The following is a 25972-nucleotide window of genomic DNA, read 5'->3' on the forward strand; positions in this document are numbered from 1 at the left end:
TTACAAGATTACGTAAACCTTGCAAATAATGCTCAATTTTTGTTAACACATTTTAATGAACTTAATCTAAATTTATGGTTTTGAAACAAACGTTGGAAGATAGAGTTGTTGAATAATCGACCATTTAGTTTATGTGAAATATAAATAACAACTAAAATTACAAATACGATATTTTACAAACCAAATTGCCATCTTCATACTGAATCAAGTTACTGGATGAATGACTTAAATGTTGAAAAATCACTTCATATATTTTGCAACTAACGCATAACATCTTTCTCTTGTAAGAGTTGCTTGCGTAGCCACATATTCTAAGGATTCATGCGAACCACCTTTATATTTTAGTGATGCTTCTTTCGCGGCTTCATCTCTCTGTTTTATCCAATTTCGTTGTTCTTCCCTTAATTTATCCATCTGTTCTTTACTAAACTGTTCCTTTAAGACTCCGTAAATTTCGTTTAACTCCAAATCCCATTTTTTGTACCTCTCTGACTCTTGTTCCTCCAACTCTAACATTGTTGTTCCAGCTTCGGCGTGCCTATCTGATTCTTCCATTTTATTCAGTTTCTTGAGATATTCTTCCTTTTCACTTTCGGTAACTTCACTATCACTATTACTGGACTCCAGCGACTCTCCATCATTTGAATTTGAAGATGTATTATTAGAAATATATTCTTGGTCATTAGACTGGGTATCGTCAGTATCTGGAGAGTTTTCTATAGTATTATTATCTGAATTTGTTAAGTCATTGTTTGATGAGTCGCCATTTGCATTTTGAGTCGAACTGTTATTTGATGACTGGTTGCTCAATTTAGCATTTGACTCATCAGATGAGTTTCCACAAGCAGCCAATATTACTAATACTACTGTTAACATTACCATTAAAAAATTCCGATTATTTTTCATAATAGTACTTCCTTTCTTCTGTAATCTAGCTTTCAAATGTATACTTTATTGCTTTCTCAACAATCCTGTCAATAGTTTAAAAATTTTTTATAAACTCTTTCTCTTTGCATTTTACCATATATTTCATATTTATAGCTGACTTAATTCTAATTGACCATCGATTACCTATTCCTCTTTTTCTTTCAAACCCCCTTCCATCATATTAAAAAGATTGAATCAAAGAAAAGAGACTGGATTCGTATAAGATCCAGCCCACGTTTGCATTGATTTTTGATTGGTAAAACGATTGATTAATGTTTGAAAACGACCTAATTAACAGTAAGACTAACTTTTTCACATGAAAATTGATTAAATATCCAGGTTACACCATATCACCTAATGTTGTGTCTACTTGTTAAATTTTACCTTTCTTCTTCACAGCGACCCAAATTTCACTATAAACATTATTTCTGTCTGACAAATCTCTTGTAAATGAAATATTAGGAGCTTCTACTAATTCATAATCTGAAGAAGGAAGCCACTCTGAAGCCATTTTCGCCCAGGTCTCTTGCATGACCTTTGGAAATTCACCTTTAGATGAAAATATTGCCCAAGTTAAAGCTGGGACTTCTACTACTTCAAAACCATCAAAATCTTCCTCTTTTGTGGTTAAAAAGCCAATCATATGATCAAGACTGCCTTTTTCCTCCATACATCCATCATCTAAATTATATGAGGCATTCACAACTTGATTTGGTTCCATGTTTGCAAAGGTGTGTAGTTTTTTTCTTTGTTCCGGTGTAATACTCTTAGCTAACTTTATTATTTCTTGATTTTCTCCTTCGAATTGAATCGGAACTCTCTTTTTCACCCCAACAATCTTAAATGGTTCTTTTTTTTCGATTCTATACTCCATATTTATTCCTCCTTGAATCGTTAATTGAAAGGAGAGCTTTGGAAATGCTTTAAGCATATTTGTCTTTTTGACCTCTGAAGGGCTAATTCCCGACCATTCCCGAAAGGCACGTGAAAATCCATCAACTGATTCATAACCATATTTAAATGCTGTCTCTGTTACACTCATTCCTTGATGTAACAAGTCAAAAGTAGCGTTAGATAATTTTCTATTACGTATATATTCACCTAATGACATACCAGAAAGAAATGAAAACATTCTGCGAAAATGATAAACAGAAGTTCCTGTAATTCTCTCCAATTCCTTATAATCAACCTCGTCATACAATTGTGATTCAATATAATCTAGCGCCTCGTTCATACTTTTTAGCATCTCTTTTTCCCTCCTATCTGTGTTAATTATAATAACGGTCAAAAATTAATACCCGATTTAAAAGAAACGGTTATTGTCGGATATAGATTATTAGTCCATTATAAATTATCTAGGCCAAATAATATCAATGATTTTCAATTAAGTTCCCATTGCTCAAATACCACTCTTTTATTCAATAAAATTACTATATAACCAAAATTATCTAATGTAACCTTCTACAATTCTATTTTACAGTTTTAAAACGTAATGGAGAAAGAATCCAGATAAAACAATGAAAAAATTGCTATATTTCAATTAAAAAACATAAAATCTACGGATTCAAACAATGAGATCCACAACTGAATTGACAAAAAAATAAAAAACGATTGAACCCTTATTAGACAAAGTATTGAAAGGATATTGAGTGAAAAAAACTGAACCACTATTAGATTCAGTCCAAAAACAAAATATTAAATAGAGAGAAAGGAGAATAAAATTGAAAAAGGTATTAGTTACTGGAGCAAATAAAGGAATTGGCTTCGAAATTGCCAAACAATTGATTGAGAAAGGCTTCCATGTATTACTTGGAGCTCGTGATATAAATCGTGGAAAAGCGGCTGCAGATGAGTTGGAAGAAAACGTTAGCTTTATTCAGCTCGACTTGAGCAGTGCAGACAGTATTCATCAAGCTATACAAGAGGTTAAAAAGGAACATTCCGATTTATCCTTACTAGTAAATAATGCTGGCATTGGTGGCAATATGGAACATGGTCCAACGGAGACAGATATGCTGGATTTACGAGAAGCATTTGAAGTAAACTTTTTTGGGACTTTTGAACTAACACGTGGAATCCTACCATTGATTAAAGAAAATGAAGGTATTATACTAAACGTCACGATGGAAATGGCTTCCTTAGCTATTCTTTCACAAGGTATTCTACCAAATTCATTTACGTATAACACTTCAAAGACAGCAAACAATGCCATGTTGGTTGGTTTTGCTCGTGAACTTAAAGATACACAAGCACAAATTTTCGCCGTAACGCCTGGACCAACATCTACAGATCTAAATGATCATTATCCGCTTGGAAAAACGCCAGCAGAAGGTGCTAAAATAATTGTTGAGTACGCAACAGATGGTAAATGGCATCATGGACAAATGCTAATGAAAGATGGCTTTATGCCATGGTAAGGATTAATGTAGAGTATAAACTTAGCTGATTCCATGCCAAATTGATGGTGCGTAAAAAACTGATTTACCTAATTAGGAATCAGCTTTTTCTACTATGTGCAACCAAAATAAACCCCTGCTAAAATCCACCCCTCAAACCCGCATTCCACCGCTAGCGTTAAAATAAAGTTTTGCTACGGAACACTCATTTTGAAGGATTTGCGGATCAAAAATGGACTTTTTTTCGCTTGCTTTTCACCCTTTTTCCACCCTTTTTTCGGAGTTATAAAAAACATTTGTGAAATAAGAAAAAACCGAGAAAAGAGAGAATTCAGGAATGACATGGGTTTAGGCATGAAAAGACCCCGATATCGTAAAATTTTTTGCGAAATCAGGGTTGGACTAACAAATGTATTTTTTAACTAGCAGATTTATTTTTTAGTTAGACATAGTAGAAAGAAGAGTTTCAGAATTAATAATAAGATATTTCTCAATTTTTTTATTATAACCTCCCTTTTATCAATCTAAATAGTCCTCCTTCAATAAAGAAGCTGTCACTATATTTAATCCCGGTATCACGATGAAAAGAATCTAACTCCACATGAAGCCGTAAGAATATATTCACTATTAACTAATACACCCTATAAAATCAAGATACCTCTGTGTTTTTGTGTTTGAATACTAATGCTACATAACCCATTATAGAAGCACCTGTAAATAGAGCATGATACCCCGATAAATCTGCGATTACCCCGGAGACAATGGACCCTATTGCTTGACCAAGTGCTAGTATCAAGAAAGGTATACCTAGGCCAAATGATGGGTTTGATTTAAACACGGAAATCCCCCATACGATTAAAACACCTGTCATAAAAATATACGAACTACCAAAAAGGGCTGGTGATAGCCACCCTATTATAATATAATCTACAAATGTACCTAATAGGAGAGACGAGGTTGAAAGTGCTAATACAGAAATCCTGTATGCAGGCATTAAACCATATTTATTTACAAATACACCGGCAGTTCCCCCTAATAGCCCTGCTATTCCAATAATTACCCAGAACCACTCTCCGAGGTATAAAGGAACATTCTCTATCTGAAACATAAAGTCTCTTGAAAATGTCCAATAGGCTGAACAGGATATTCCTAACAATAAAGAAGCCAGAATTAACGGTGTGGCTCTTCTCCCCTCTTCTTTCGAGAAACCAACTATTACGTTTTCTTTTAAAGGTTGATTCTTTGGCAGTACATTGTAATTAGCAATTAATACAAATGTAGCAATTACCATAAATATAAAATACGTTTCTCTCCAGCTATCTGACATTAAGATGGCAACTGCTCCAGTAAATGCTGTGCCAATACTCGTACCAGAGTTAATCCAAGAATTAGTTTGATTCTGTAATCTTGTTTCTACATTTAAGTCAACAATATTAGCGTATGGTGGGGATGAAAAACCCGTACTTAGTCCTGCCAAAAATATACCTAGACTTAGTACACCCGGATTAAACGAGATTGAGATAATCCCCAAACCAATTATCGATGATAATCCAGCTATGACAAGTATAGCCTTTGAGGAAATTCTATTAGAAAATACCATTGCTAATACGATTGAAATACAGTAAGCGATGTATGACAGAGACGAAATGACACCGCTAGTGGACTGTGCCATATTCATCGTTTCATTAATATATGGAAGCATTAAACCATAACTAAATCGAGATAAACCATACGTCACAGCAATCATTGGTAAACCAACAACAATCAATTTCTTTTCATACATATCGACAACCCCTTTTATATATAACGTTCATTATAATAAATGAGTAAAAAAATAGGGAACAATGTTCGACATTAGTTTCCCTCTCACTATTTCATTTTCCAGTATCATATATACCTTTTATTAAACCATTTGCGGCTTCCTTTACTTCATCTATTGTCTGGATTTGGGCTATTGAAGTTAACCCCTCTAGTATAATAAGTAATTGGACACCAAGTGATCTCGGAACATGAATTAGTTTTAAATCATTTTCAATTAAGTTTAGCAGTGTTTTTTTATGTTCCCTACTTAGCGATGATATTTCCTCATTTACACCTTCGTACTCCTGCTTTGCTCTTAGGAATAAGCATCCATTAAAACTATCCGTTTCTATCCAATCCAAGTGTATCTTTATTAGAGACTTTATATATATACTAATTCCGTCTTCCCTTTTAACGTTATCTTCTATCAATTGAAGATATTGATCTTCTCTTCGCACTAATATTTCTTTGATTAGTTCTTCTTTTGAGTTGAAATGATAGTACATAGTCATCGGTGCCACTCCGGCTTGTTTCAATATAGATTTCACACCAATTGCATGAAAACCGTGCTGATAGAATAGTTTTTCTGCCGTATTCAAAATGGATTCTTTTTTATGTGACTTTTTCATATGACAACCCCTCTTATATTGAACGATCATTATAAAATTAACATGTTATGTCTTTTTTTGCAAGAAACTATAGTAATTAAAACACATCACTTCAGGCCGTATTCCTCCGCTTCAATCAAAATAAAGTTTTGCCATAATGGAATGAAGAGTAAATAAAGAGGAGATATGACTGACAAGGGTTTGGGCATGAAAAGACCCCGAAATCGCAAAAGTATTTTTTAACGAAATCAGGGTCGGACTAGCAAATGTATTTTTTAACTAGCAGATTTATTTTTTAATTAGACAACTTTTTGTTACGTTAAACTAAACATCCCTCATATCACCCACCTCAATCCCCCATTCCACCGTTCGAGTTAAAATAAAGATTTCCTACTGAACCCCAATTTTCCTAATTCTAAGATAAAGTTTTGCCGTTTTTCCACCTGTTTTTTCACCTTTTTTTCTGTTTTAAAATAAAGTTTTCCGATAATGTTGCGTAATGGAAACATGTGAAAACCGAGAAAAGACAAGGGACGAGCATGAAAAAGACCCTGAAATCGGAAATGTTTATTTTCACGAAATCGGGGTCTTAATCGGAAATGTTTATTTTGTTTCGGTAGTTTATATTTTAATTAGACACTTTCTTCTCCAACCAACAAACATTCTCCACATGCCCCGTCTGTGGAAACATATCAACAGGCTGTACTTCCTTCGTCTCATATCCTTCATCTTCCAAAATCCGCAAATCCCTTGCTAATGTACTTGGATTACACGAAACATATACAATCCGCTTCGGTCCCATATCAATCATAGCCTTCAGTAATTCTTCATCGCAGCCTTTTCTTGGTGGATCGACCACAATAACGTCTGGATTCAAGCCTTGTGCTTTCCACCATGGCATAACTTTCTCAGCCCCACCTACAAAAAACTCCGCATTTGTAATTCCGTTCAATTTTGCATTTTTCTTAGCATCACTGATTGCTTCTGGAACAATTTCTACACCATAAACCCTCTTAGCCTGTTGTGCTAAGAATAATGAAATAGTTCCAATTCCGCAATATGCATCAATCACGACATCTGAACTACCGATTTGAGCGTACTCCAATGCCTTATCATATAATACTTTTGTTTGTTCAGGATTTACTTGATAAAACGACTTCGCTGAAATAGCAAAGGATAAGTCACCGATTCTATCATAAATATATTCTTCGCCCCATAACACCTTCGTCTTTTTACCTAATATGACATTTGTTCGTTTATCGTTAATATTTTGTACGATTGACTTTATAGTTGGAAATGTTTCTATAAGCTCTTTTATCACTATTTCTTTATTTGGAAGCTTTTCTGTACGTGTTACGAGCACAACCATTATTTCGTTTGTGGCATTTCCTGTCCGAACCATAATATGTCTTAGGACACCGCTGTGTTTCTCTTCATTATAAGCCTTAATCCCAAGTTTATTAGCAATAGCTCTAATTGCCTTAACAACCTCATTAATTGTTTTATTATGGGTCGTACAGGTTTCTGTATTTTCGATGATACGATGGCTACGCTTTTGATAGAACCCAGTTATGAGTTCTCCGTTTTTTTCGCCGACAGGAATTTGGACTTTATTTCGATAATGCAACGGATCTTCCATACCAATTATCGGATGAACTGGTATATGTTCAAGATGCGCAATTTTTTTCATAGCATTTTTCACTTGATTTTGTTTCATTTCTAGCTGTAGTTTATAGCTCATGTGCTGGAGCCCGCACCCATTACAATTCACATGGCATGTAGGGTCAACTCGTTCTGTACTCACGTTACGTAATTCAATCAGTTTTCCAAATCCAAAATTCTTATTCACTTTTACCACTTTCACCGTTGCTTCTTCCCCAGGCAATGCATTTGGTACAAATAGGGGATAACCATTTATCTTACCAACACCATTTCCTTCATGGGTAAGGTCTTCAAAGGTAAGGGTAATCGTTTCATTCTTTTTCACAGGTACTGTTTGCTTTGCCATTTTTCTCTTCCTTTACGTTCATATATATTGTGGTTATCATCTTATCATATCTTACCTGAAAACTTACAGAAAATACGATTGAACACAATCCCCATAAAAAATCCCCCCAACAATAGTAACTAATCTTGCCAGGGGAAATGACTATTCAGCTTCATTATTCTTTTCTTCAAATTCGTCTGGAACAAAAATGTCCACATGTTGTTTCAAATTCTTAAATTCACCAGGCAATAGCCCACCGAATTCGCCGTCTATATTCAATTGCATTTTTTCTGAGGTTTCAACTTTAATATATTTTGCTTTCGTATAAATAACATTTTTATGATCAAGATGCGCTCCTCTTAAAGCCAACGTTGCAATACGAATAAACTCTGGTAGGTTGGTTTTCTTCAAAATAATGACATCGAAATAGCCATCGTCAAGCTTGGCAGTTGGTGCAAGTTTTTCAAATCCACCGATTGAATTTGTATTTGATATTAAGAATAACATTATATCCTCTTCCAGTACTTCACCATCATATTCAATTTTGACACTCGTTGGTTTTAACGAAGGAAGCATTTCAATACCCTTCATATAATAGGCTAATTGACCTAGCATCGTTTTTAGCTTGCTTGGCACTTCGTAAGTCAGTTCGGTAAGTTTCCCACCGCCAGCAATATTTACAAAATAATGATCGTTCACCTTACCAATGTCTAACTGCATCGATTGATCGTTTAATATAATATCTACTGCTTTACTGATATTGCGAGGAATAAATAATGCGCGCGCAAAATCATTAGTCGTTCCTACAGGTATGATTCCGAGTCTAGGTCGGTATTCCTGTTCTGCTATTCCGTTAATTACTTCGTTTATAGTACCATCTCCACCTGCCGCAACCACTAGGTCATAGCGTCTTTCCACAGCAACTTTTGCCGCTACTATTGCATCCCCTTCACTGGTTGTCGCATGTGTTGATGTTTCATACCCAGCTATTTCAAACCGTTCTAGAACAGTTGGTAGTTCTTTTTTAAAAGCCTCACGTCCAGATGTAGGATTATAAATGATTCGAGCTCTCTTCATTACGTTCCCTCCTATTGCAATGTCAGTAGGGTATATTACCATCACTTGTTAGTTAATTTATACATACAAATCTTATCATAGACCTTTTTACCATTTTTGAAAAGACTATTAGACAATATTTTGTCCAGCAAACAAAAAAAGACTACTACTAATTTATATAGCAGCAGTCTTCTTAACGCAGGGTTAGCGCTTATCCATTTCTTCCTTCAGAATCTTATTAACCATCGGTGGATTTGCTTGTCCTTTTGTTTGTTTCATTGTTTGACCTACTAAAAAGCCAAGCGCTCGATCTTTACCATTTTTGTAATCGATAATGGATTGTTCATTTTCATCCAAGATTTTTGTGATAATTTCTCGAAGTTGTCCTTCATCAGAAATTTGAACAAGTCCCTTTTCTTTCACAATTTTCTCAGGATCTCCGCCTTTTTCAACTAACTCAGCAAAAACTTTTTTCGCTATTTTTGATGATATTGTTCCATCTTCAATTAGCTTAATCATTTTACCAAGTGATTCAGGTGTAAGTGCTAATTCATGTAATTCCTTCTGATGTTTGTTCATGTATCCAGATACTTCACCCATCAACCAGTTAGATGCTTGTTTCGTTTCTGCACCATTGTCGGTTGTTGCTTCAAAAAAGTCTGCCATTTCTTTTGAATTCGTTAAGTTCTGAGCATCATATTCAGATAAACCAAGCTCTTCGATAAAACGTTTTTTACGTGCATCTGGAAGCTCAGGAATTTGGCTGCGAATACGTTCTTTCCATGCCTCATCGATATATAACGGCACTAGATCCGGTTCAGGGAAATAACGATAATCATCTGACCCTTCTTTGACACGCATTAAAATGGTTTCCTTCGTTTTTTCATCATAACGGCGTGTCTCTTGAAGAATTTCACCACCCGTTAACAAAACCTTTTCCTGTCGGGTTTCTTCAAACTCTAATCCTTTTTGAACATAAGCAAATGAGTTAAGATTTTTTAACTCTGTCTTTGTTCCAAATTCCTCTTGCCCTCTTGGTCTGAGCGATATGTTGGCATCACAGCGAAGTGATCCCTCTTCCATTTTACAATCAGATACACCTGTATATTGAATAATATTTTTTAATTTTTCTAGGTAAGCATATGCTTCTTCAGGAGATCGCATATCAGGCTCAGAAACAATCTCGATCAATGGCGTTCCTTGACGGTTAAAATCAACTAGTGAGTAACCATCATCACCATGCGTTAGTTTACCTGCATCTTCCTCTAGATGTAAGCGAGTAATACCAATTCGTTTCTTCTTACCATTCACTTCAATTTCAATCCAGCCATTTTCACCGATTGGTTTATCAAACTGTGAAATTTGATATGCTTTCGGATTGTCTGGGTAAAAATAGTTCTTACGGTCAAATTTTGTATCTGTGGCGATTTCACAGTTTAATGCCATTGCAGCCTTCATTGCAAAGTTTACCGCTTCTTCATTTAATACTGGCAAAACCCCTGGGTATCCTAAATCAATTGGGTTAACGTTAGAGTTCGGATCAGCACCAAATGCATTTGGGCTGGGGCTGAATATTTTTGAATCTGTTTTTAATTCGACGTGTACTTCAAGTCCAATGATTGTTTCAAAATTCATTAGTTAGCACCTCCAAGTTGAGGTCGTTTCATATGATGATCTGTTGCTTGTTCGAATGCATGTGCAGTTCGATATACTGCGCTCTCATCAAAATATTTTCCAATAATTTGCAAACCAATTGGTAACCCTTTATCTGATAATCCACAAGGTACGGAGATCGCTGGAACTCCCGCCAAGTTGACAGGAATCGTTAATATGTCGTTTGCATACATCGTTAACGGATCTTCCACCTTTTCCCCAATTTTAAATGCAGGGGTCGGTGTTGTTGGTCCAATGATAACATCATATTCTTCAAATATTTTATCAAAATCATTTTTAATTAATGTACGAACCTTTTGTGCTTTTTTATAAAAAGCATCATAATAACCAGACGATAATGCGTATGTACCAAGCATGATCCGTCGTTTAACCTCTTCGCCAAAGCCTTCACTACGGGACATCTTGAACATGTCTAGCATATTCTCGGCATTTTCCGAGCGTACACCATAGCGAACACCATCAAAACGAGCAAGGTTAGCGGAAGCTTCTGAGGAGGCAAGTAAGTAATACGTAGCAACCGCATATTTGGAATGTGGTAATGAAACCTCTTCCCATTGTGCACCTAGTGATTCATAAACCTTAAGTGCTTCCAACACAGATTTTTTTACGTCTGGTGAGACACCTTCAGCAAGGTATTCTTTAGGTACAGCTATCTTAAGTCCTTTTACATCACCTGTTAATGCTTCTGTATATGTCGGAACATCTATATCTGCACTTGTAGAATCCATCTTGTCATGTCCAGAAATGATTTCAAGAATCCGCGCATTGTCTTCAACATTTCGGGTTATTGGTCCAATTTGATCCAATGATGATGCAAATGCTACTAGACCAAAACGAGAAACTCTTCCATATGTAGGTTTTAGTCCCACAACACCACAAAATGCTGCAGGTTGACGGATTGACCCACCAGTATCAGACCCCAAGGAAAACAATACCTCTCCTGCTGCTACAGCTGCTGCTGAACCACCACTAGAACCACCTGGAACGAATTCCGTATTCCATGGATTCCGTGTTGGAGTGAAGCTTGAATTCTCATTAGAAGAACCCATTGCGAATTCATCCATGTTCAATTTTCCAATTGTCACAGCTTTTGCTTCGTTAAGCTTTTCAACAACTGTTGCATTGTATAATGGATCATCAAAATTCCTCAAAAATTGACTACCACACGTTGTCCTTAATGCTTTTGTAACGATATTATCTTTAATGCCGCTTGGGATACCGAAAAGGGGATGTTGACGTTCCTCTACTGTTGCCTCATCCAGTTCTTTCGCTGCGCTTCTAGCCTTTTTTTCATCTAACGTTAAAAATGCTTTTACTTGATCGTCAACTTCTTCAATTCGTTGATAGGACGTGTTGACTAAATCAGTAACGGTTATTTCTTTATTATGTAGCTTCTGTTCTAATTCTTTAATACTGTAATCAAACAATGACATCGCTTAACCTCCTATTCCAAAATCGATGGTACACGGAAATAATCACCTTTTTTATCTGGTGCATTTTTCAGTGCGTCTTCTTGTGTAATCCACTCTTTTGGCTCGTCCTTCCGTAGAACATTTTTCAAATCCAATACGTGTGTAGTAGGCTCAACACCATCTGTATCTAATTCATTCAGTTGTTCAGCATATTTAATAATCGAACTTAATTGATCCGTAAATTTTTCTGCTTCCTCGTCTGTAATCGCAAGCCTTGCCAAATTTGCAACATGCTTCACTTGATCTTTTGAAATATCTGCCATATTAACACCTCCATGTACATAAAAACTCTCATAATACTATTGATAATAGCAGAATTCGTGTTATATAAGCAACTGATGGGATATTCTAAGCACAAAAAATCCACTCCTCACGAGACTATTATAGCCAAAGTGAAGAGTGGATATCTTTATAGTTACTATTCTTTTAATTTCGCTACTGTCTCATCAAATTCAGCTTCAATTTCTGATGATGGACTTCCCATCAAACTAACGATAACTGCAACAATAAGGTTTAATATAAACCCTGGAACAATTTCATACAAGTCAAAAATTCCACCAGAGAGAAAATCTCCCCAAACGATAACAGTCACGGCACCAACGATTATCCCTAAAAGTGCACCATTACGTGTAATTCCTTTCCAGAATAGGGATAACAGGATAATTGGACCAAATGCGGCACCAAAACCAGCCCATGCATAACTTACTAAATCTAATACAGAGCTTTCTGGATTTGTTGCGATTAATGTAGCAATTAATGCGATTATAATTGTTGCAATTCTACCAATCCAAACTAATTCTTTATCAGAAGCTTTTTTACGAAGAATTGCTTTGTAGAAATCTTCTGCCACGGCTGACGAGGACACAAGTAACTGCGAGTCAATTGTACTCATAATAGCTGAGAGAATTGCCGCTAATAGAATACCAGCAATAATTGGATCAAATAAAAGTTGAGAAAAAGCAATGAATATTACTTCTGAATTATCAAGCATTTGAACTCCATTTTCTGTCACAACTTCAATTCCAAAATCACTTAAGATTCCAACATCTTGTGTACTTATGAATGCAATACCAATGAAACCTGTAAAAATAGCTCCATAAAGACCAAGAATCATCCATGTTGTTCCGATAAACTTCGCTTTCGGAACATCTTTGTAAGATTTTAAAGCCATAAATCTAACTATAATATGCGGCTGTCCAAAATAGCCAAGACCCCAGGCAGCTCCAGAAATAATAGCTATTACTCCTGCAAATGTTCCTAGACCAGCCATCATATCAAGGTGAGCAGGATTTATTTCACCTACTGCTTGTACGGCGGCATCCCAGCCTCCAATTTCATTTAATGCTCTAATAGGTACAACGATTAACGCTATTAACATTAATATACCTTGGAAAAAATCCGTCCAAACTACTGCTAGAAATCCACCAAGAAATGTATAGGATACAACGACAAGCGCGCCAATCCAAAGTGCAGATTGATAGGATAATCCAAATGAAGCTTCAAAAAGTGTTGCTCCAGCAACCATTCCTGAAGAAGTATAAAATGTGAAAAATAGCAAGATAACTAATGCAGAAATAACGCGAAGAACATGTGATTTATCTTTAAAACGATTTTCCAAAAAGTCTGGAAGTGTAATTGAATCATTTGAAACCTCTGTATAAACGCGAAGTCTTTTCGCAACGAACTGCCAGTTTAGATATGCACCAACTGCTAGCCCAATCGCCATCCATCCTCCAAAAGCTCCACCGAAACCAGATGTATAAATTGCACCAGGTAATCCTAGTAATAACCAACCACTCATATCGGACGCACCAGCACTTAATGCAGCAACTCCCGGTCCCAGTCCACGCCCTCCTAATACATAGTCAGACAAATTCTTAGTTCTGAAATACATTATAAGACCTATTACTAACATCCCGACTAAATAAACTAAAAATGTAATTAATACTGTAGTATCCATTCGTTAATTCCCCCTTTTTGTAAACAATGAAACGGCTGATAATAAAATTAATAATGGCATAGGTATAAATAGCCAAAACCAAGTAGCGCCCGTAACGGCATATTCAACATTATCCAAGTTTAACACTCCTCTCTGAATAATTTATAAATACTAAATAGTACTTATATAATATTTACACATCATGTGTTCTTTTACAACAACATTTAATTAATTTTAAATTTTACAACGTTTATCGTTTAATATTGTAACCCTTGATATACTAGGGCTTAAGTCTTATCAGAATTGTTCAAAGTTTTTGCTGAATTTAGGAAAACGGATACATATTTTTACAAAAAAAGGCCTGAAATAGTTTCCACACTATTTCAGGCAATATCATATAGTAATAGGGTAAAAAATGATTGACTAGAATTCTTCTAGCTTAGAAGAAAGAGCTAGTGTTACTGATTGAAAAAATGCTAGGTTCTAATTCTGATGCTGTATCTGTTGGTTGATCTTGTGAAAATAGAAGGCCAGCAACAAGTACAGTTCCCAAAACAAATGTTGCTACTAATTTCTTCATAATATCCCCTCCTTTACAGACTAATTAATTCTTCATAAGTAAGATTAGCAAGTTTATAGTACTTGACTGAATCTTTATACCTACTAATTTTTTCAAAATGATTCCCAAGCATATTTGCATAAACAACTATATTTGCATAGTCCTTATGCTTTTTTAAATATGGAATAAATTCATCAATAACAAGTGATTCAAATTTATCTTTTTCTTCCTTTATTGCATAATTATACGTATTAATAACGTAATAATGAATTTTATATGACTCACTAGTATTATAGTCATCCAAAAGTTCAAAACCTTTTTCAATCATTTCTTTGGTTTTATTAAAATTGTATATAGAGTAATATTCTTTAATTAAAGAAGTAACAGCAGTCAATTTCGCATTTAAATCAATTTCTGGATCATTAACAACTTCAACATAATAATGTATTGCCTCTTTTGCATCTCCTCTAGCAGAATGCAGATATCCAAGATTTTGGTTAGCTAATTGAATGGTTTGTTTATTTTTATTTAATTTTCCAAGATGCTTAGCCAAGTTATGATTTTTTATTGCCTTCTCATACATCTTAATTCTTCTATAGGAAATGCCTAATATTATATGGCATTGTGCACATCGCATGAAATTGTATTGTTTCCGATAAATATCTATTGATTTATCGGCATATTCTATAGCTTCTAGGGTATTTCTCAATTTACTATGTGTCACAGCAATCGTATAGTGCAAATCGGCGATTTCTTCTTCAGCCAAGTCTAACTGATTAAGCTTATCTTCAGCCAACTTGTACATTTTCATTGCTTGGTTAAATTCTCCATCAATAGAACTATAGTTGCCCTTAAATTTATACCAGTAAAACTGATGTAAACTATCAAAGGTACTAGATATTTCCGCAAGATTATTAATTTGTTTTAAAGCTTCTTCCTTTTCACCTAAAACCAAGAAGTATCTAATCTTATGTATCTCAAACATAACCAGGCTTTCTGAATGGTTATTCTCCAATAATTCTTCAAGTTCTTTGTAATTTTTTTTAATTTCTTCTTTACTATTAACCTCAAATAATTGTCCAAACCATTCTTGGCATTTTTCTTTAATCGTTATGTCTTTTTCATTGTCTAACTGAATTCCAAGGCGAGTACATAACAAGCTGATTACGTCTGGGCTTGCTTCTGTCTTCTGATTTTCAATTTTTGACAAATAGGCAAAAGAAACAATTCCTTCAGCCAGCTCAGCTTGGGTCATTTCCTGTTTAATTCGGTGTAGTTTGATATAAGGTCCTATCTCCATCTTTATACCCACCTCACAAGCTATTGTTAAAATTGAATATCAAATATTCTATATTTATATAATAGCATGAATTTCCAAAAATTCATATTGGGAAAGTTGAGGGTTATTTAGGTGGATTATCGTACTAAAAACTTTCCTACTTTCCTGTAATGAGGAAAATCAGACAAAAAAATACCCTTTTCACATGAAAAGGGTATTTTTTGATATAATATGTCTATTTTCTTATAGCATTTCTGATGTTGTCTTTCCTTGCATGTGGTGGATTAGGTAATCTGGACCACCAGCCTTTGAGTCAGTACCAGACATGTTGAATCCACCAAATGGTTGGTAACCAACAATAGCTGCAGTACAACCACGGTTGAAGTATAGATTTCCAACGTGGAAGTCTTCGCGTGCTTTTTCTAAGTGTGAACGGTTGTTTGTGATTACTGCACCTGTTAAACCGTATTCTGTATTATTAGCAATTTCAATCGCATGATCGAAATCTTTTGCTTTTGTTAAACCAACTACAGGTCCAAAGATTTCTTCTTGCATAATACGTGCTTCAGGATCTAAGTCAGCAAATACAGTTGGGTTTACAAACCAACCTTTGCTGTCATCGCCTTTTCCACCTACAAGAAGTTGTCCTTCTTTTTTGCCAATCTCGATATAGCTCATAATTTTGTCATATGCACCTTGATCGATTACTGGCCCCATAAAATGTTCATTGGTAGTTGGATCACCAGCAGACAATTCTTTAGTCAATGCTGCTACACGATCCTTAACTTCATCATAAACATCTTCATGAATGACTGCACGTGAACATGCTGAACATTTTTGTCCGGAGAAACCAAACGCAGATTGAACAATAGATTGAGCTGCAAGTTCTAGATCTGCTTCTTTATCAACAACGATGGTATCTTTACCACCCATTTCAATAATCGTACGTTTTAACCATTTTTGGCCTTTATGAACTACTGCTGCACGTTCGAAAATACGTGTACCTACATCACGTGATCCAGTGAAGCTTACGAAACGAGTACGTGGATGATCAACTAAATAATCGCCAACCTCGCTACCAGGACCAGGAATGAAGTTAATTACACCTTTAGGCATACCTGCTTCTTCTAATACTTCCATAAGCTTATAAGCAATTACTGGTGTAGCACTAGCAGGTTTTAAAAGTACTGTGTTTCCTGATACCATTGCTGCAACTGTAGTCCCAGCCATAATTGCAAATAGGAAGTTCCATGGAGAGATAACAACTCCAACACCTAATGGAATATAATTGAATTGATTATGTTCGATAGGTCGGCTATTTACTTTCGCACCATCTTTTAGTTCAAGCATTTGGCGTCCATAATATTCCATGAAGTCAATTGCTTCAGCTGTGTCAGCGTCAGCTTCTTTCCATGGTTTTCCGCCTTCTTTAACTAAGTGCGCTGTAAACTCATACTTACGACGGCGTACAATTGCTGCAGCACGGAATAAAATATCTGCACGGAATTTTGGATCAGATTTTCTCCAAGATTCAAATGTTTCGTCAGCAACTTTCATAGCTTGTTCAGCTAAGTCTTTATTTGCTTTTGAAACATAACCAATAACTTCTTTTTTATTAGCAGGGTTAACAGATACAATCTTGTCCTCAGTGGTGATTCGTTCCCCACCAATAATTAATGGATATTCTCCACCAAGATCTGCTTCTACCTTTTTGATTGCCTCTTGTAATAATTTTCTGTTTTCTTCTACTGTAAAATCTGTAAAAGGCTCATGCTTATATGGTACAACTGCCATGAAAAAAACCTCCCTATAATTATCTATTATTACTCCAATTATGATTCCGTTTTCAAAGTGGTTTAGGATGGAGCATGTCCATCCACCATTTTAACCGAATTAAAATTTCAATTCAATAAATTAAAATTTAATTAATGAAAAATATGCACCGTTGGATCGTCTACTCCAGCATTTCGATAAATTAGACTCTCCAATTTGTCATTAGATTTTATTTTAATTTCTAAGTCATAATAATCGGGGAACATTTCCTTTACCAATCCATAGGCATATTGAGTAAAGCCAATCACTTCCCCTTTCCCATAGAACTCTATTGGTACTGTAAGGGTTAGTTTTTTCAATTCTTCCTTAATATAAAATCCTTCTCCAATAACGCCAACATAATTTGGAAAATACTCCTGGATTTCTTTTCCAAAGTTATCCACTAGCTGGGAATCATCATAATACTTTTTTTCTCCTTCATCTGAAGGAAACAAAATATATTCCTCTTCAATTGCATTCCACTCATCTATTTTGGTTTCGCCGCCTTTGACAGCCGTTTTGGCGACATAGTTTCCTGGTACAGGTGATCCTTGGTCTTCTTCTCGATACAGTGCGATCATAATTGGAACGTTTTCTAGCCCTTTAATTTTCCGAACACGTTTTAGAATTGTTTGAGCCATCTTTTTCCCTTGTTCTAGCATTTTTTCTTTTTTAATGTCTTCATAATAGTACGGTCCACCAACTTCGGTTTGAAAACGATATACCGACTTTAGCGCTATACCAATAGATACCCCTACTAGTTCAGCCGATTTATCCTCTTTTTTCTTTAGAAAGTTCTGTTCAAGGATATGAGATAAATAGCGAGGATTCTCACGAAAATCATTTATTTTTTTTTCTAGTTCTTCCTCATCTTCTATCTTTTCCATCTCTGGTGTCTTCGGGTTTAATCCGTCTATCCACTTGTATATCATATCCTCAGTTAAATATTGCCCTTCCTCAAAATAATATTTTTCGGGGTCAAAAATGGCTTTAGAATGTCGGCGCAATCCTTCTTCCATCTCATCAATATCAACTCGATTCCCCATCTGCCCCGCAATAACTCCTCTAGCAGCACTAGGGCGATATGGTAAGATCATCTTGTAGTTTTCATCAGACAATCGATAGCTAGGTACAATAGATGGCTCCTGATTAGCTTCTTCGTCTTTTTTTTGAACAACTTCATCCTCGTTCATGTTTGGCGCACAACCCGTAATCAAGAGGAGTGTGCAAACTAAACCTACACATATTTTTTTCACGTTTCCCACTCCTTAACTACTTAAAACTTCCTTTAGTTGCTGTTCATCCCAAATAGTTACTCCAAGTTTTTGGGCTTTTTCATATTTCGATCCCGCATCCTCACCTGCAATGACAAAATCGGTATTTTTACTAACACTTCCAGTGACACTTCCACCCATGCTCTCAATCTTTTCCTTAGCTTCTTGTCGTGTGAAGCTCTCCATCTTTCCTGTTAATACAATAGTTTTTCCTGAAAAAACAGTTTCCTCAGTTTGCTCTGACTGTTTCTTTCCTTTATACGCCATATTCACTTCTAAGTCTTTCAACTCCTGAAGTAAATCCATAACCTCTTGTTCTGTAAAATACTGTGCTATGGAGTCAGCCATTTTTTCACCGATTTCATTTATTTCAATTAGGTCTTCAAATGTTGCAGATTGCAGGTTATCCATTGTTTCAAAGTATGCGGCTAATGTATTGGCAGCTTTGGAACCGACAAAACGAATACCTAAACCGAATAACAGTCTCTCTAATGAATTAGCTTTAGACGTTTCAATTGCCTTTAACAAGTTGTCAACCGATTTTTCACCCATACGCTCCAACTTAAGCAGCTCTTCGCGTTTCAATCGATAGATATCTGCAATCGTATGAATTAGCTCCTCCTGGAAAAGTTGAATAATTACTTTTTCACCTAAACCATCAATGTTCATGGCATTACGTGATACAAAATGAATTAGCCCTTCTTTTAATTGTGCTGGACAATTTGGGTTAATACAGCGTAATGCAACTTCCTCTTCCAATCGAACTAATTCACTTTCACACGCTGGACAGTGTTCTGGCATGTGAAATTCCTCTTCATTACCTGATCGTTTATCTTCAATCACCCGGACAACTTCAGGAATAATATCACCAGCTTTTTTAATCACGACCGTGTCACCAATTCGAATATCTTTAGCTCGAATTAAATCTTCATTATGTAATGAAGCACGTTTTACAGTAGTTCCTGCAACTTTTACAGGATTGAGAATTGCAGTTGGTGTTACAACGCCAGTACGTCCAACACTTAATTCAATATCAGTTAATTTCGTGACAACCTCTTCTGCTGGGAACTTATATGCGATTGCCCAGCGTGGACTTTTTGCAGTAAATCCTAGTTCCTCCTGTTGTTTGAGACTATCAACTTTTACAACTATCCCATCAATTTCGTAACTTAAATTAGGGCGTTCTGTTGTCCAGTATTCTACGTATTCAATTACTTCATCGATAGTTGAACATTTTCTCCACTCTGGGTTTGTTTTAAATCCAAGCTTTTTTAAATACTCCAGTCGTTCACTATGCGATTGTAAATTTCCAGCTTCCCATTCACCAACACCATATAAAAAGATGTCTAAATTACGCTTCGCGGCAATTTTCGGATCCAATTGTCGCAAAGATCCTGCTGCTGCATTTCTTGGATTAGCAAATGGCTCCTCACCGTTCTCATCACGTTTTTCATTCAAAGCAAGAAATGACTTATGCGGCATAAAAGCTTCGCCACGCACTTCAATTGTTTCTTTTTCTTTAATGCTCAAAGGAATGCTGCGAATGGTTCTTAAATTACTCGTAATATCCTCACCTGTTGTACCATCACCACGTGTTGCACCCCGAACAAACCTACCATCCTCATATGTTAAGGAGATGGCTAATCCGTCAATTTTTAATTCACAAACATAGGAAAGAGGCTCATCTGTACCCTGACTTGCTCGCCGTGCAAAATCTCGTAAATCTTCTGCATTAAACGCATTCCCCAAACTTAGCATTGGAACATTATGCTGCACTTTTTGAAATGCATCTAATGGTTCTGCACCAACACGTTGCGTAGGGGAGTCCGCCGTAACAAGTTCAGGGAACTCCTCTTCCAGTTTTCGGAGTTCCTGTAATTTTTGATCGTATTCAGAGTCTGGAACACTTGGTTTATCCAGTACATAATATTCATGACCATATTGTATAAGTAAATCACGTAATTTTTGAATCTGTTCTTGTGCTTGTTGTATATCCATCAGCAAGCACCTCCCTATTCTTTCGTAATCGGAGCAAATTTTGCCAGTAGCCGCTTAATCCCAGTCGGTGCTGGAAACGCAATATCAAGTTCCATTGCTTCTCCTTCTCCCTGTACCTTGACAACCGTTCCAACACCCCATTTTTTATGGTTTGCTTTATCTCCGGGCATCCAGGTTTTACTTTCAGCTCCTGTTGTAGTTTGCATCCGCTCTGCTTTGCGTTTAATTGGTGCAGGTTTTTCTTTATTAGTTGGTGCAATCGATCCACCAAACATCGACTGACGAGCCTGTTCAATTCCATCCATTAGCTCTTCAGGAATCTCATTAATAAATCGACTAACTGGATTCATGTTTGTACGACCAAATAATGTACGCATTTTTGCATGTGTCAAATAAAGCTCTTTCTCAGCACGGGTAATACCCACATATGCAAGGCGACGTTCCTCTTCCATTTCATTATTGTCAAACATTGAACGACTATGCGGAAAGACGTTTTCCTCCATACCGATTAAAAAGACAACAGGAAACTCCAATCCCTTTGCAGCATGTAATGTCATCAATGTAATTTTTTCATCATTATTAGGATCTTCCTCATCAACCCGGTCAATATCTGCAATTAACGCTAAGTCTGTTAAGAAAGCAACGAGTGTTTTATCTTCGCTCGTTTTTTCAAAATCCTTTGTAACTGTCATAAATTCTTCTAAGTTTTCCAGTCTGCTTTGTGATTCTATCGTATTCTCTGCCTTTAACATTTTTTCATAGCCTGTACGTTCTAAAACTGCCTCAACCATATCAGTTGCAGTTAAAAATTCCTGTTGCTGTGTCAATGTACGAATAAGTGTTGCAAATTCCGATAATGCAATTGCAGCCTTTTTTGACACACCGGTAAAATCAACTTCTTTTACTGCCTCGTAAAACGAAAGGTCATGTTCTGTTGCATATGCACGCAATCGGTCAATTGATGTTTTCCCAATGCCTCTTTTTGGTACATTAACAACACGTTCAAAGCTAATATCATCATCAGGATTGGTGATTAAACGCAAATATGACGTTAAATCCTTAATTTCTTTACGCTCATAGAACTTCTGACCACCAACCATTTGATAGGCAATTGTCGATTTCATCAAAGTGGCCTCAATCGCACGTGATTGGGCATTTGTCCGATACAAAATTGCAATTTCATTTGGTGAGAAGTCTTTTTCACGTGTAAGTTCTTGTATCTTATCTGTTATAAATAATGCTTCCTCTTGCTCAGTAGCCCCTTGGTAATAATGAATGTTCTTTCCGTCTTCATTTTCAGTCCATAGATTCTTCGGCTTACGACCAGGATTATTTTGAATTACTTTATTTGCTGCTTGTAAAATTGCTTTAGTTGATCGATAGTTTTGCTCCAAGAATACCGTCCGCGCTGATGGGTAATCTTTTTCAAATGATAAGATATTCTGAATATCCGCACCACGCCAAGCGTAAATTGACTGATCCGAATCCCCTACTACACAAAGATTTTGAAAACGACTTGCCAATTGTTTTACTAGATAGTATTGCGCGTGGTTCGTATCCTGATACTCGTCGACATGAATATATTGAAATCTGCGTTGATAAGATTCTAGAACCTCAGGAACCCGTTTAAATAAATGAATTGTTTGCATGATCAAATCGTCAAAATCAAGTGACTGATTCTTCTGAAGCATTTTTTGATATGCTACGTAAATTTGTGCAACTTGTCGATCGTAAAAGTTACCAACATTGTTGCTGAATTCCTCAGGGGTAATTAGTTCGTTTTTTGCCGAACTAATTTGACCTAGCATTGCTCGGGGATCAAATTTTTTCGGATCAATATTAAGATTTTTCAGGATTTGTTTGATAACTGACAGCTGATCACTACTGTCCAAAATAGTAAAGTTACGGTTGTATCCGATCCGATCAATATCACGGCGTAAAATCCTTACACACATCGAGTGAAATGTAGAGACCCAAATTTGTTCACTATCCATCCCTACTAATTTACGTACACGTTCCTTCATTTCACGGGCTGCTTTATTCGTAAATGTAATAGCCAAAATATTTCTAGGTGCAACTTCCTTTTCACTAAGAAGATAAGCAATACGATGTGTAAGCACACGTGTTTTACCACTTCCCGCACCTGCCATAATCAATAACGGTCCATCTGTATGTTTAACAGCCTGTTGCTGTTCTTTATTCAAACCTATAAGTAAGTCATCAATCGTTTGACTCACAAGTGACACCACCTTTAATTTAATCCGTGCTATTTAGCTTCTGCCTCTAGGCTTTTGCTACTGCTTTAACTGTCTTTAATGCCTTTTTAAAATCCGTATAAATACTGTTTCCAACAATAATCGCATCTGCATGTTCTTTCATTTCAGTTGCTTGAAAATTGTTTTCAATCCCACCACCATAGAAAAGAAGTGTATTTTTCAATTGATTTTTCACCTGTTGGACAAGTTTAGGATCACCATATATACCGCTGTATTCCATATAGAATATCGGTAAATGAAACACGTTTTCTGCCATATAGGCATAAGCAGTGACATCCTCCGAATCAGGCATGTAACAGTTTGTATGTTTGAATGCTTTTGCTTCTTCATTCAAAATACAATACCCTTCAACGAAAATTTCGTTCCAATCCATTATATCTTTATATTGTTTAATGGCTTGATGCTGTATATCCATCATCCATTTTTTCTCTGTACTATTCATTACCATTGGAATAAAGTAATAGTCAAATCCCGGTGAAATTGCCTCCATATTCGAAATTTCTAAAATGCATGGAACAGTATGCCGACGGATTCTGGATAACAGATCCAACACACCGTCCAATGTGACATCATCCGTACCACCAACAATCACAGCATCCGTACCAGATTCACAGAGCATGTCTAATTGTTCATCGGAAATTTCTTTTGCAGGATCTAATTTAAATAAATGCTTCCATTCGTTCATTTCTTTATACAACAGTCTAATCCTCCATCATCATAATCCATTAATTCATTATATCAAAAATCGCTCATGGAATTTAGGATAAAGTCGAATGTTTTTTAGATTGTTCATATTATCTTGTTATAGTGTATTTTTGGGACTATGTTTTTTTGGTTGGGGATGATGTATCGCGGCTGGGATGATGTTTTCGACCCTGGGGATGATACTCCGCGACTCGGGATGATGTTTTCACTCTGGGGATGATATTCTCGACCTGGGGATGATGTTTTCGAGCTGGGGATGATACCCCGCCGCTCGGGATGATATTCTATACAGGGACACCTTACATGTCCCTGTACTTTATATCCATCCTCAATTTAATTTAGCCTAGTACGACTCGATCACTTTTAAATTTTGTACCACGTATTCGCTGAAATTCGTGTAACAAATCTTCAAGTGTCAATTTCTGTTTCTCTTCTCCGCGTACATCAAAAATAATTTGACCTTTATCCATCATTATCAATCTGCTTCCTAAATCTAATGCCTGTTGCATATTGTGCGTTACCATCAATGTCGTTAACCCAGATTTACGTACCACCTCTTCGGTAAGGTTTGTGATTAATTCTGCACGGGAGGGGTCAAGTGCAGCAGTATGTTCATCCAGCAGTAAAATGTTTGGTTCCGTGAAGGTTGTCATTAAAAGTGAAAGTGCCTGCCTTTCTCCTCCAGAAAGAAAACCAACATTCGCTGTTAAACGATTCTCCAAACCTAAATTCAATGTCTCTAAATGCTCTCTAAACATTTCTTTTCGCTTTTTCGTCACACCGGACCTTAGTTTTCGTTTCTTTGTACGCGAAAAAGCCATTGCTAGATTTTCCTCTATTGTCATCGATGGCGCAGTACCTGCCATCGGATCTTGAAACACACGGCCGATAAAGCGAGAGCGCTTATATTCAGGCAGATGAATAACTTGCTTCCCATCTATGATAACATCACCCACATCTGGAATTAAGTTTCCGGAAATGACATTCATTAATGTAGATTTCCCAGCACCATTACTTCCAATAACAGTTATAAATTCACCTTGTTCCAATTTTAAATTGATATCATCTAACGCATTTTTTTCGTCGGGAGTGCCCTCATTAAACGTTATAGAAATATTTTTTAAATTAAGCACTGTTTTGCCCCCTTATTTGACGATCTAGTTGTTTACGCTTTTGGATTCGTCGCTTTTTTTCCTTCTGAACCTGCAGAATTTTTGGTGTAACTAACGCGACAATAACAATTAGTGCTGTTATTAGCTTCATATCGCCAGTGTCCAGAAATTCAACTTCAAGGGCCAAGGTTACAATAATCCGATAAATGATTGCTCCGCCAATTACAGCTAAAGTTGCTCTTCTTATCGTCTTCGTTCCAAACAATGCTTCACCAATAATAACGGATGCAAGCCCGATAACGATCATTCCAATTCCCATATTAACATCTGCAAAACCACCTAGCTGAGCAACCAATCCACCAGATAGCGCGACAAGTCCATTTGAAAGTCCAACACCGACAATTGTCAATGAATCGGTATTTGCCGAAAGACTCCGAATCATTTTTTTGTTATCCCCAATCGCTCGAAGTGCAAGACCTACTTCCGTCTTTAGATAAAAATCCGTTAATAACTTGATTAATAGAGTCACGACGATCATAGCTAAGACAATAACCCATGTTGCAGGCAACTGTTCTGCACCAAGCATGGATAACAATCCATTAAAAAAAGAATCAATACCTCCTATAGCCTCAATCGATTCCAATTGATTAAAAACTGTCGGTTCATTTAACATAGATAACGTGGGCTGCTCCATAATCCTTAAATTGATAGAATATAAGGCTGTCATCATGAGAATACCAGATAATAACGCATTCACTTTTCCCTTTGTATGCAACAACCCCGTAAAACATCCAGCTACAAATCCAGCAATCAACGCTAAAACTGTTGCGACAATTGGAGGGATACCATTAACAATTGAAATCCCAACCACAGCTGCCCCTGTAACGAAACTTCCGTCTACCGTTAAGTCAGGAAAGTCAAGAACACGAAATGTTAAATAAACTCCTAATGCCATAATGGCATATATAATACCTGATTCTACTGCACCAAACATTGATATTAGCATTCCACTCATCGCATTCTCCCTTTCGCGATATTAATGAAGTAAAAAAAGCAGAGAGCCAGTTCTCATAACTAGCTCTTAAAAATATAGAGTTG

General features: G+C 36.2%; 20 protein-coding genes. 1 reads left to right on the forward strand and 19 read right to left on the reverse strand.

The genetic code is table 11. The features are described 5' to 3' along the window. Positions 1-240: 240 nt before the first annotated feature. On the reverse strand, positions 241-906 hold the full coding sequence (locus CS937_RS06840) for a lysozyme inhibitor LprI family protein (protein ID WP_099157680.1): 666 nt from the start codon (positions 904-906) through the stop codon (positions 241-243). 394 nt (positions 907-1300) lie between these two features. Then, complete coding sequence (locus CS937_RS06845) at positions 1301-2173, reverse strand: AraC family transcriptional regulator (RefSeq protein ID WP_099157681.1); 873 nt, start codon at positions 2171-2173, stop codon at positions 1301-1303. Positions 2174-2648: 475 nt separating this feature from the next. Between CS937_RS06845 and CS937_RS06850 the strand changes: the two genes are divergently transcribed. Further along, on the forward strand, positions 2649-3344 hold the full coding sequence (locus tag CS937_RS06850; protein WP_099157682.1) for an SDR family NAD(P)-dependent oxidoreductase: 696 nt from the start codon (positions 2649-2651) through the stop codon (positions 3342-3344). A 628-nt stretch (positions 3345-3972) separates the two neighbouring features. Here CS937_RS06850 and CS937_RS06855 read toward each other — a convergent pair. The 17 genes from CS937_RS06855 to CS937_RS06930 form a co-directional block, all read right to left on the reverse strand. Next, entirely contained in the window at positions 3973-5106 is a 1134-nt protein-coding gene (locus tag CS937_RS06855) for an MFS transporter (protein WP_099157683.1), read from the reverse strand. Between the two features lie 91 nt (positions 5107-5197). Continuing rightward, positions 5198-5752: a TetR/AcrR family transcriptional regulator gene (locus CS937_RS06860; RefSeq protein WP_099157684.1), complete on the reverse strand. Its 555-nt coding sequence runs from the start codon at positions 5750-5752 to the stop codon at positions 5198-5200. Between the two features lie 607 nt (positions 5753-6359). Beyond that, positions 6360-7739: a 23S rRNA (uracil(1939)-C(5))-methyltransferase RlmD gene (gene rlmD / locus CS937_RS06865; RefSeq protein ID WP_099157685.1), complete on the reverse strand. Its 1380-nt coding sequence runs from the start codon at positions 7737-7739 to the stop codon at positions 6360-6362. A gap of 141 nt (positions 7740-7880) precedes the next feature. Then, on the reverse strand, positions 7881-8795 hold the full coding sequence (locus CS937_RS06870; protein ID WP_099157686.1) for a diacylglycerol kinase: 915 nt from the start codon (positions 8793-8795) through the stop codon (positions 7881-7883). 183 nt (positions 8796-8978) lie between these two features. Further along, positions 8979-10409 carry an Asp-tRNA(Asn)/Glu-tRNA(Gln) amidotransferase subunit GatB gene (gene gatB / locus CS937_RS06875; RefSeq protein WP_099157687.1) on the reverse strand — a complete coding sequence of 477 codons (1431 nt, stop codon included), beginning with the start codon at positions 10407-10409 and terminating at the stop codon, positions 8979-8981. Continuing rightward, the gene (gene gatA, locus CS937_RS06880; RefSeq protein WP_099157688.1) at positions 10409-11881 is read right to left on the reverse strand and encodes an Asp-tRNA(Asn)/Glu-tRNA(Gln) amidotransferase subunit GatA; all 1473 of its coding nucleotides are present in this window, start codon (positions 11879-11881) and stop codon (positions 10409-10411) included. The genes gatB and gatA overlap by 1 nt, the downstream gene beginning before the upstream one ends. Positions 11882-11892: 11 nt before the next feature. Then, positions 11893-12183 (reverse strand): Asp-tRNA(Asn)/Glu-tRNA(Gln) amidotransferase subunit GatC, encoded by a 291-nt coding sequence (gene gatC / locus CS937_RS06885; protein WP_099157689.1) that lies wholly within the window; start codon positions 12181-12183, stop codon positions 11893-11895. 155 nt (positions 12184-12338) lie between these two features. Further along, on the reverse strand, positions 12339-13880 hold the full coding sequence (gene putP, locus CS937_RS06890) for a sodium/proline symporter PutP (protein WP_099157690.1): 1542 nt from the start codon (positions 13878-13880) through the stop codon (positions 12339-12341). A gap of 418 nt (positions 13881-14298) precedes the next feature. After that, positions 14299-14439 (reverse strand): hypothetical protein, encoded by a 141-nt coding sequence (locus CS937_RS19410; protein ID WP_176555773.1) that lies wholly within the window; start codon positions 14437-14439, stop codon positions 14299-14301. Between the two features lie 13 nt (positions 14440-14452). Beyond that, positions 14453-15718 carry a helix-turn-helix domain-containing protein gene (locus CS937_RS06895; RefSeq protein ID WP_099157691.1) on the reverse strand — a complete coding sequence of 422 codons (1266 nt, stop codon included), beginning with the start codon at positions 15716-15718 and terminating at the stop codon, positions 14453-14455. Between the two features lie 222 nt (positions 15719-15940). Continuing rightward, on the reverse strand, positions 15941-17491 hold the full coding sequence (pruA, locus tag CS937_RS06900) for an L-glutamate gamma-semialdehyde dehydrogenase (protein ID WP_099157692.1): 1551 nt from the start codon (positions 17489-17491) through the stop codon (positions 15941-15943). Between the two features lie 131 nt (positions 17492-17622). Continuing rightward, on the reverse strand, positions 17623-18765 hold the full coding sequence (locus CS937_RS06905; RefSeq protein WP_099157693.1) for a CamS family sex pheromone protein: 1143 nt from the start codon (positions 18763-18765) through the stop codon (positions 17623-17625). A gap of 12 nt (positions 18766-18777) precedes the next feature. Continuing rightward, the gene (ligA, locus tag CS937_RS06910; protein WP_099157694.1) at positions 18778-20781 is read right to left on the reverse strand and encodes an NAD-dependent DNA ligase LigA; all 2004 of its coding nucleotides are present in this window, start codon (positions 20779-20781) and stop codon (positions 18778-18780) included. A gap of 14 nt (positions 20782-20795) precedes the next feature. After that, positions 20796-23018, reverse strand: a complete 2223-nt coding sequence (pcrA, locus tag CS937_RS06915; RefSeq protein ID WP_099157695.1) for a DNA helicase PcrA — start codon at positions 23016-23018, stop codon at positions 20796-20798. Between the two features lie 46 nt (positions 23019-23064). Then, entirely contained in the window at positions 23065-23742 is a 678-nt protein-coding gene (pcrB, locus tag CS937_RS06920; RefSeq protein WP_099157809.1) for a heptaprenylglyceryl phosphate synthase, read from the reverse strand. A 358-nt stretch (positions 23743-24100) separates the two neighbouring features. Continuing rightward, positions 24101-24895: an ABC transporter ATP-binding protein gene (locus CS937_RS06925; RefSeq protein WP_099157696.1), complete on the reverse strand. Its 795-nt coding sequence runs from the start codon at positions 24893-24895 to the stop codon at positions 24101-24103. Further along, on the reverse strand, positions 24888-25880 hold the full coding sequence (locus CS937_RS06930; RefSeq protein ID WP_099157810.1) for an ABC transporter permease: 993 nt from the start codon (positions 25878-25880) through the stop codon (positions 24888-24890). The genes CS937_RS06925 and CS937_RS06930 overlap by 8 nt, the downstream gene beginning before the upstream one ends. Positions 25881-25972 lie beyond the last annotated feature (92 nt).

The organism is Virgibacillus ndiopensis (assembly GCF_900187325.1).
GTDB classification, from domain to species: Bacteria; Bacillota; Bacilli; order Bacillales; family Amphibacillaceae; genus Virgibacillus_E; species Virgibacillus_E ndiopensis.

What these genes read in the sequence shown, in the direction of transcription:
- CS937_RS06840 (WP_099157680.1), bottom strand. Translation starts at nt 906, where the DNA reads ATGAAAAATAATCGGAATTTTTTAATGGTAATGTTAACAGTAGTATTA.
- CS937_RS06845 (WP_099157681.1), bottom strand. Translation starts at nt 2,173, where the DNA reads ATGCTAAAAAGTATGAACGAGGCGCTAGATTATATTGAATCACAATTG.
- CS937_RS06855 (WP_099157683.1), bottom strand. Translation starts at nt 5,106, where the DNA reads ATGTATGAAAAGAAATTGATTGTTGTTGGTTTACCAATGATTGCTGTG.
- CS937_RS06860 (WP_099157684.1), bottom strand. Translation starts at nt 5,752, where the DNA reads ATGAAAAAGTCACATAAAAAAGAATCCATTTTGAATACGGCAGAAAAA.
- rlmD (WP_099157685.1), bottom strand. Translation starts at nt 7,739, where the DNA reads ATGGCAAAGCAAACAGTACCTGTGAAAAAGAATGAAACGATTACCCTT.
- CS937_RS06870 (WP_099157686.1), bottom strand. Translation starts at nt 8,795, where the DNA reads ATGAAGAGAGCTCGAATCATTTATAATCCTACATCTGGACGTGAGGCT.
- gatB (WP_099157687.1), bottom strand. Translation starts at nt 10,409, where the DNA reads ATGAATTTTGAAACAATCATTGGACTTGAAGTACACGTCGAATTAAAA.
- gatA (WP_099157688.1), bottom strand. Translation starts at nt 11,881, where the DNA reads ATGTCATTGTTTGATTACAGTATTAAAGAATTAGAACAGAAGCTACAT.
- gatC (WP_099157689.1), bottom strand. Translation starts at nt 12,183, where the DNA reads ATGGCAGATATTTCAAAAGATCAAGTGAAGCATGTTGCAAATTTGGCA.
- putP (WP_099157690.1), bottom strand. Translation starts at nt 13,880, where the DNA reads ATGGATACTACAGTATTAATTACATTTTTAGTTTATTTAGTCGGGATG.
- CS937_RS19410 (WP_176555773.1), bottom strand. Translation starts at nt 14,439, where the DNA reads ATGAAGAAATTAGTAGCAACATTTGTTTTGGGAACTGTACTTGTTGCT.
- CS937_RS06895 (WP_099157691.1), bottom strand. Translation starts at nt 15,718, where the DNA reads ATGGAGATAGGACCTTATATCAAACTACACCGAATTAAACAGGAAATG.
- pruA (WP_099157692.1), bottom strand. Translation starts at nt 17,491, where the DNA reads ATGGCAGTTGTACCATATAAGCATGAGCCTTTTACAGATTTTACAGTA.
- ligA (WP_099157694.1), bottom strand. Translation starts at nt 20,781, where the DNA reads ATGGATATACAACAAGCACAAGAACAGATTCAAAAATTACGTGATTTA.
- pcrB (WP_099157809.1), bottom strand. Translation starts at nt 23,742, where the DNA reads ATGAACGAATGGAAGCATTTATTTAAATTAGATCCTGCAAAAGAAATT.
- CS937_RS06930 (WP_099157810.1), bottom strand. Translation starts at nt 25,880, where the DNA reads ATGCTAATATCAATGTTTGGTGCAGTAGAATCAGGTATTATATATGCC.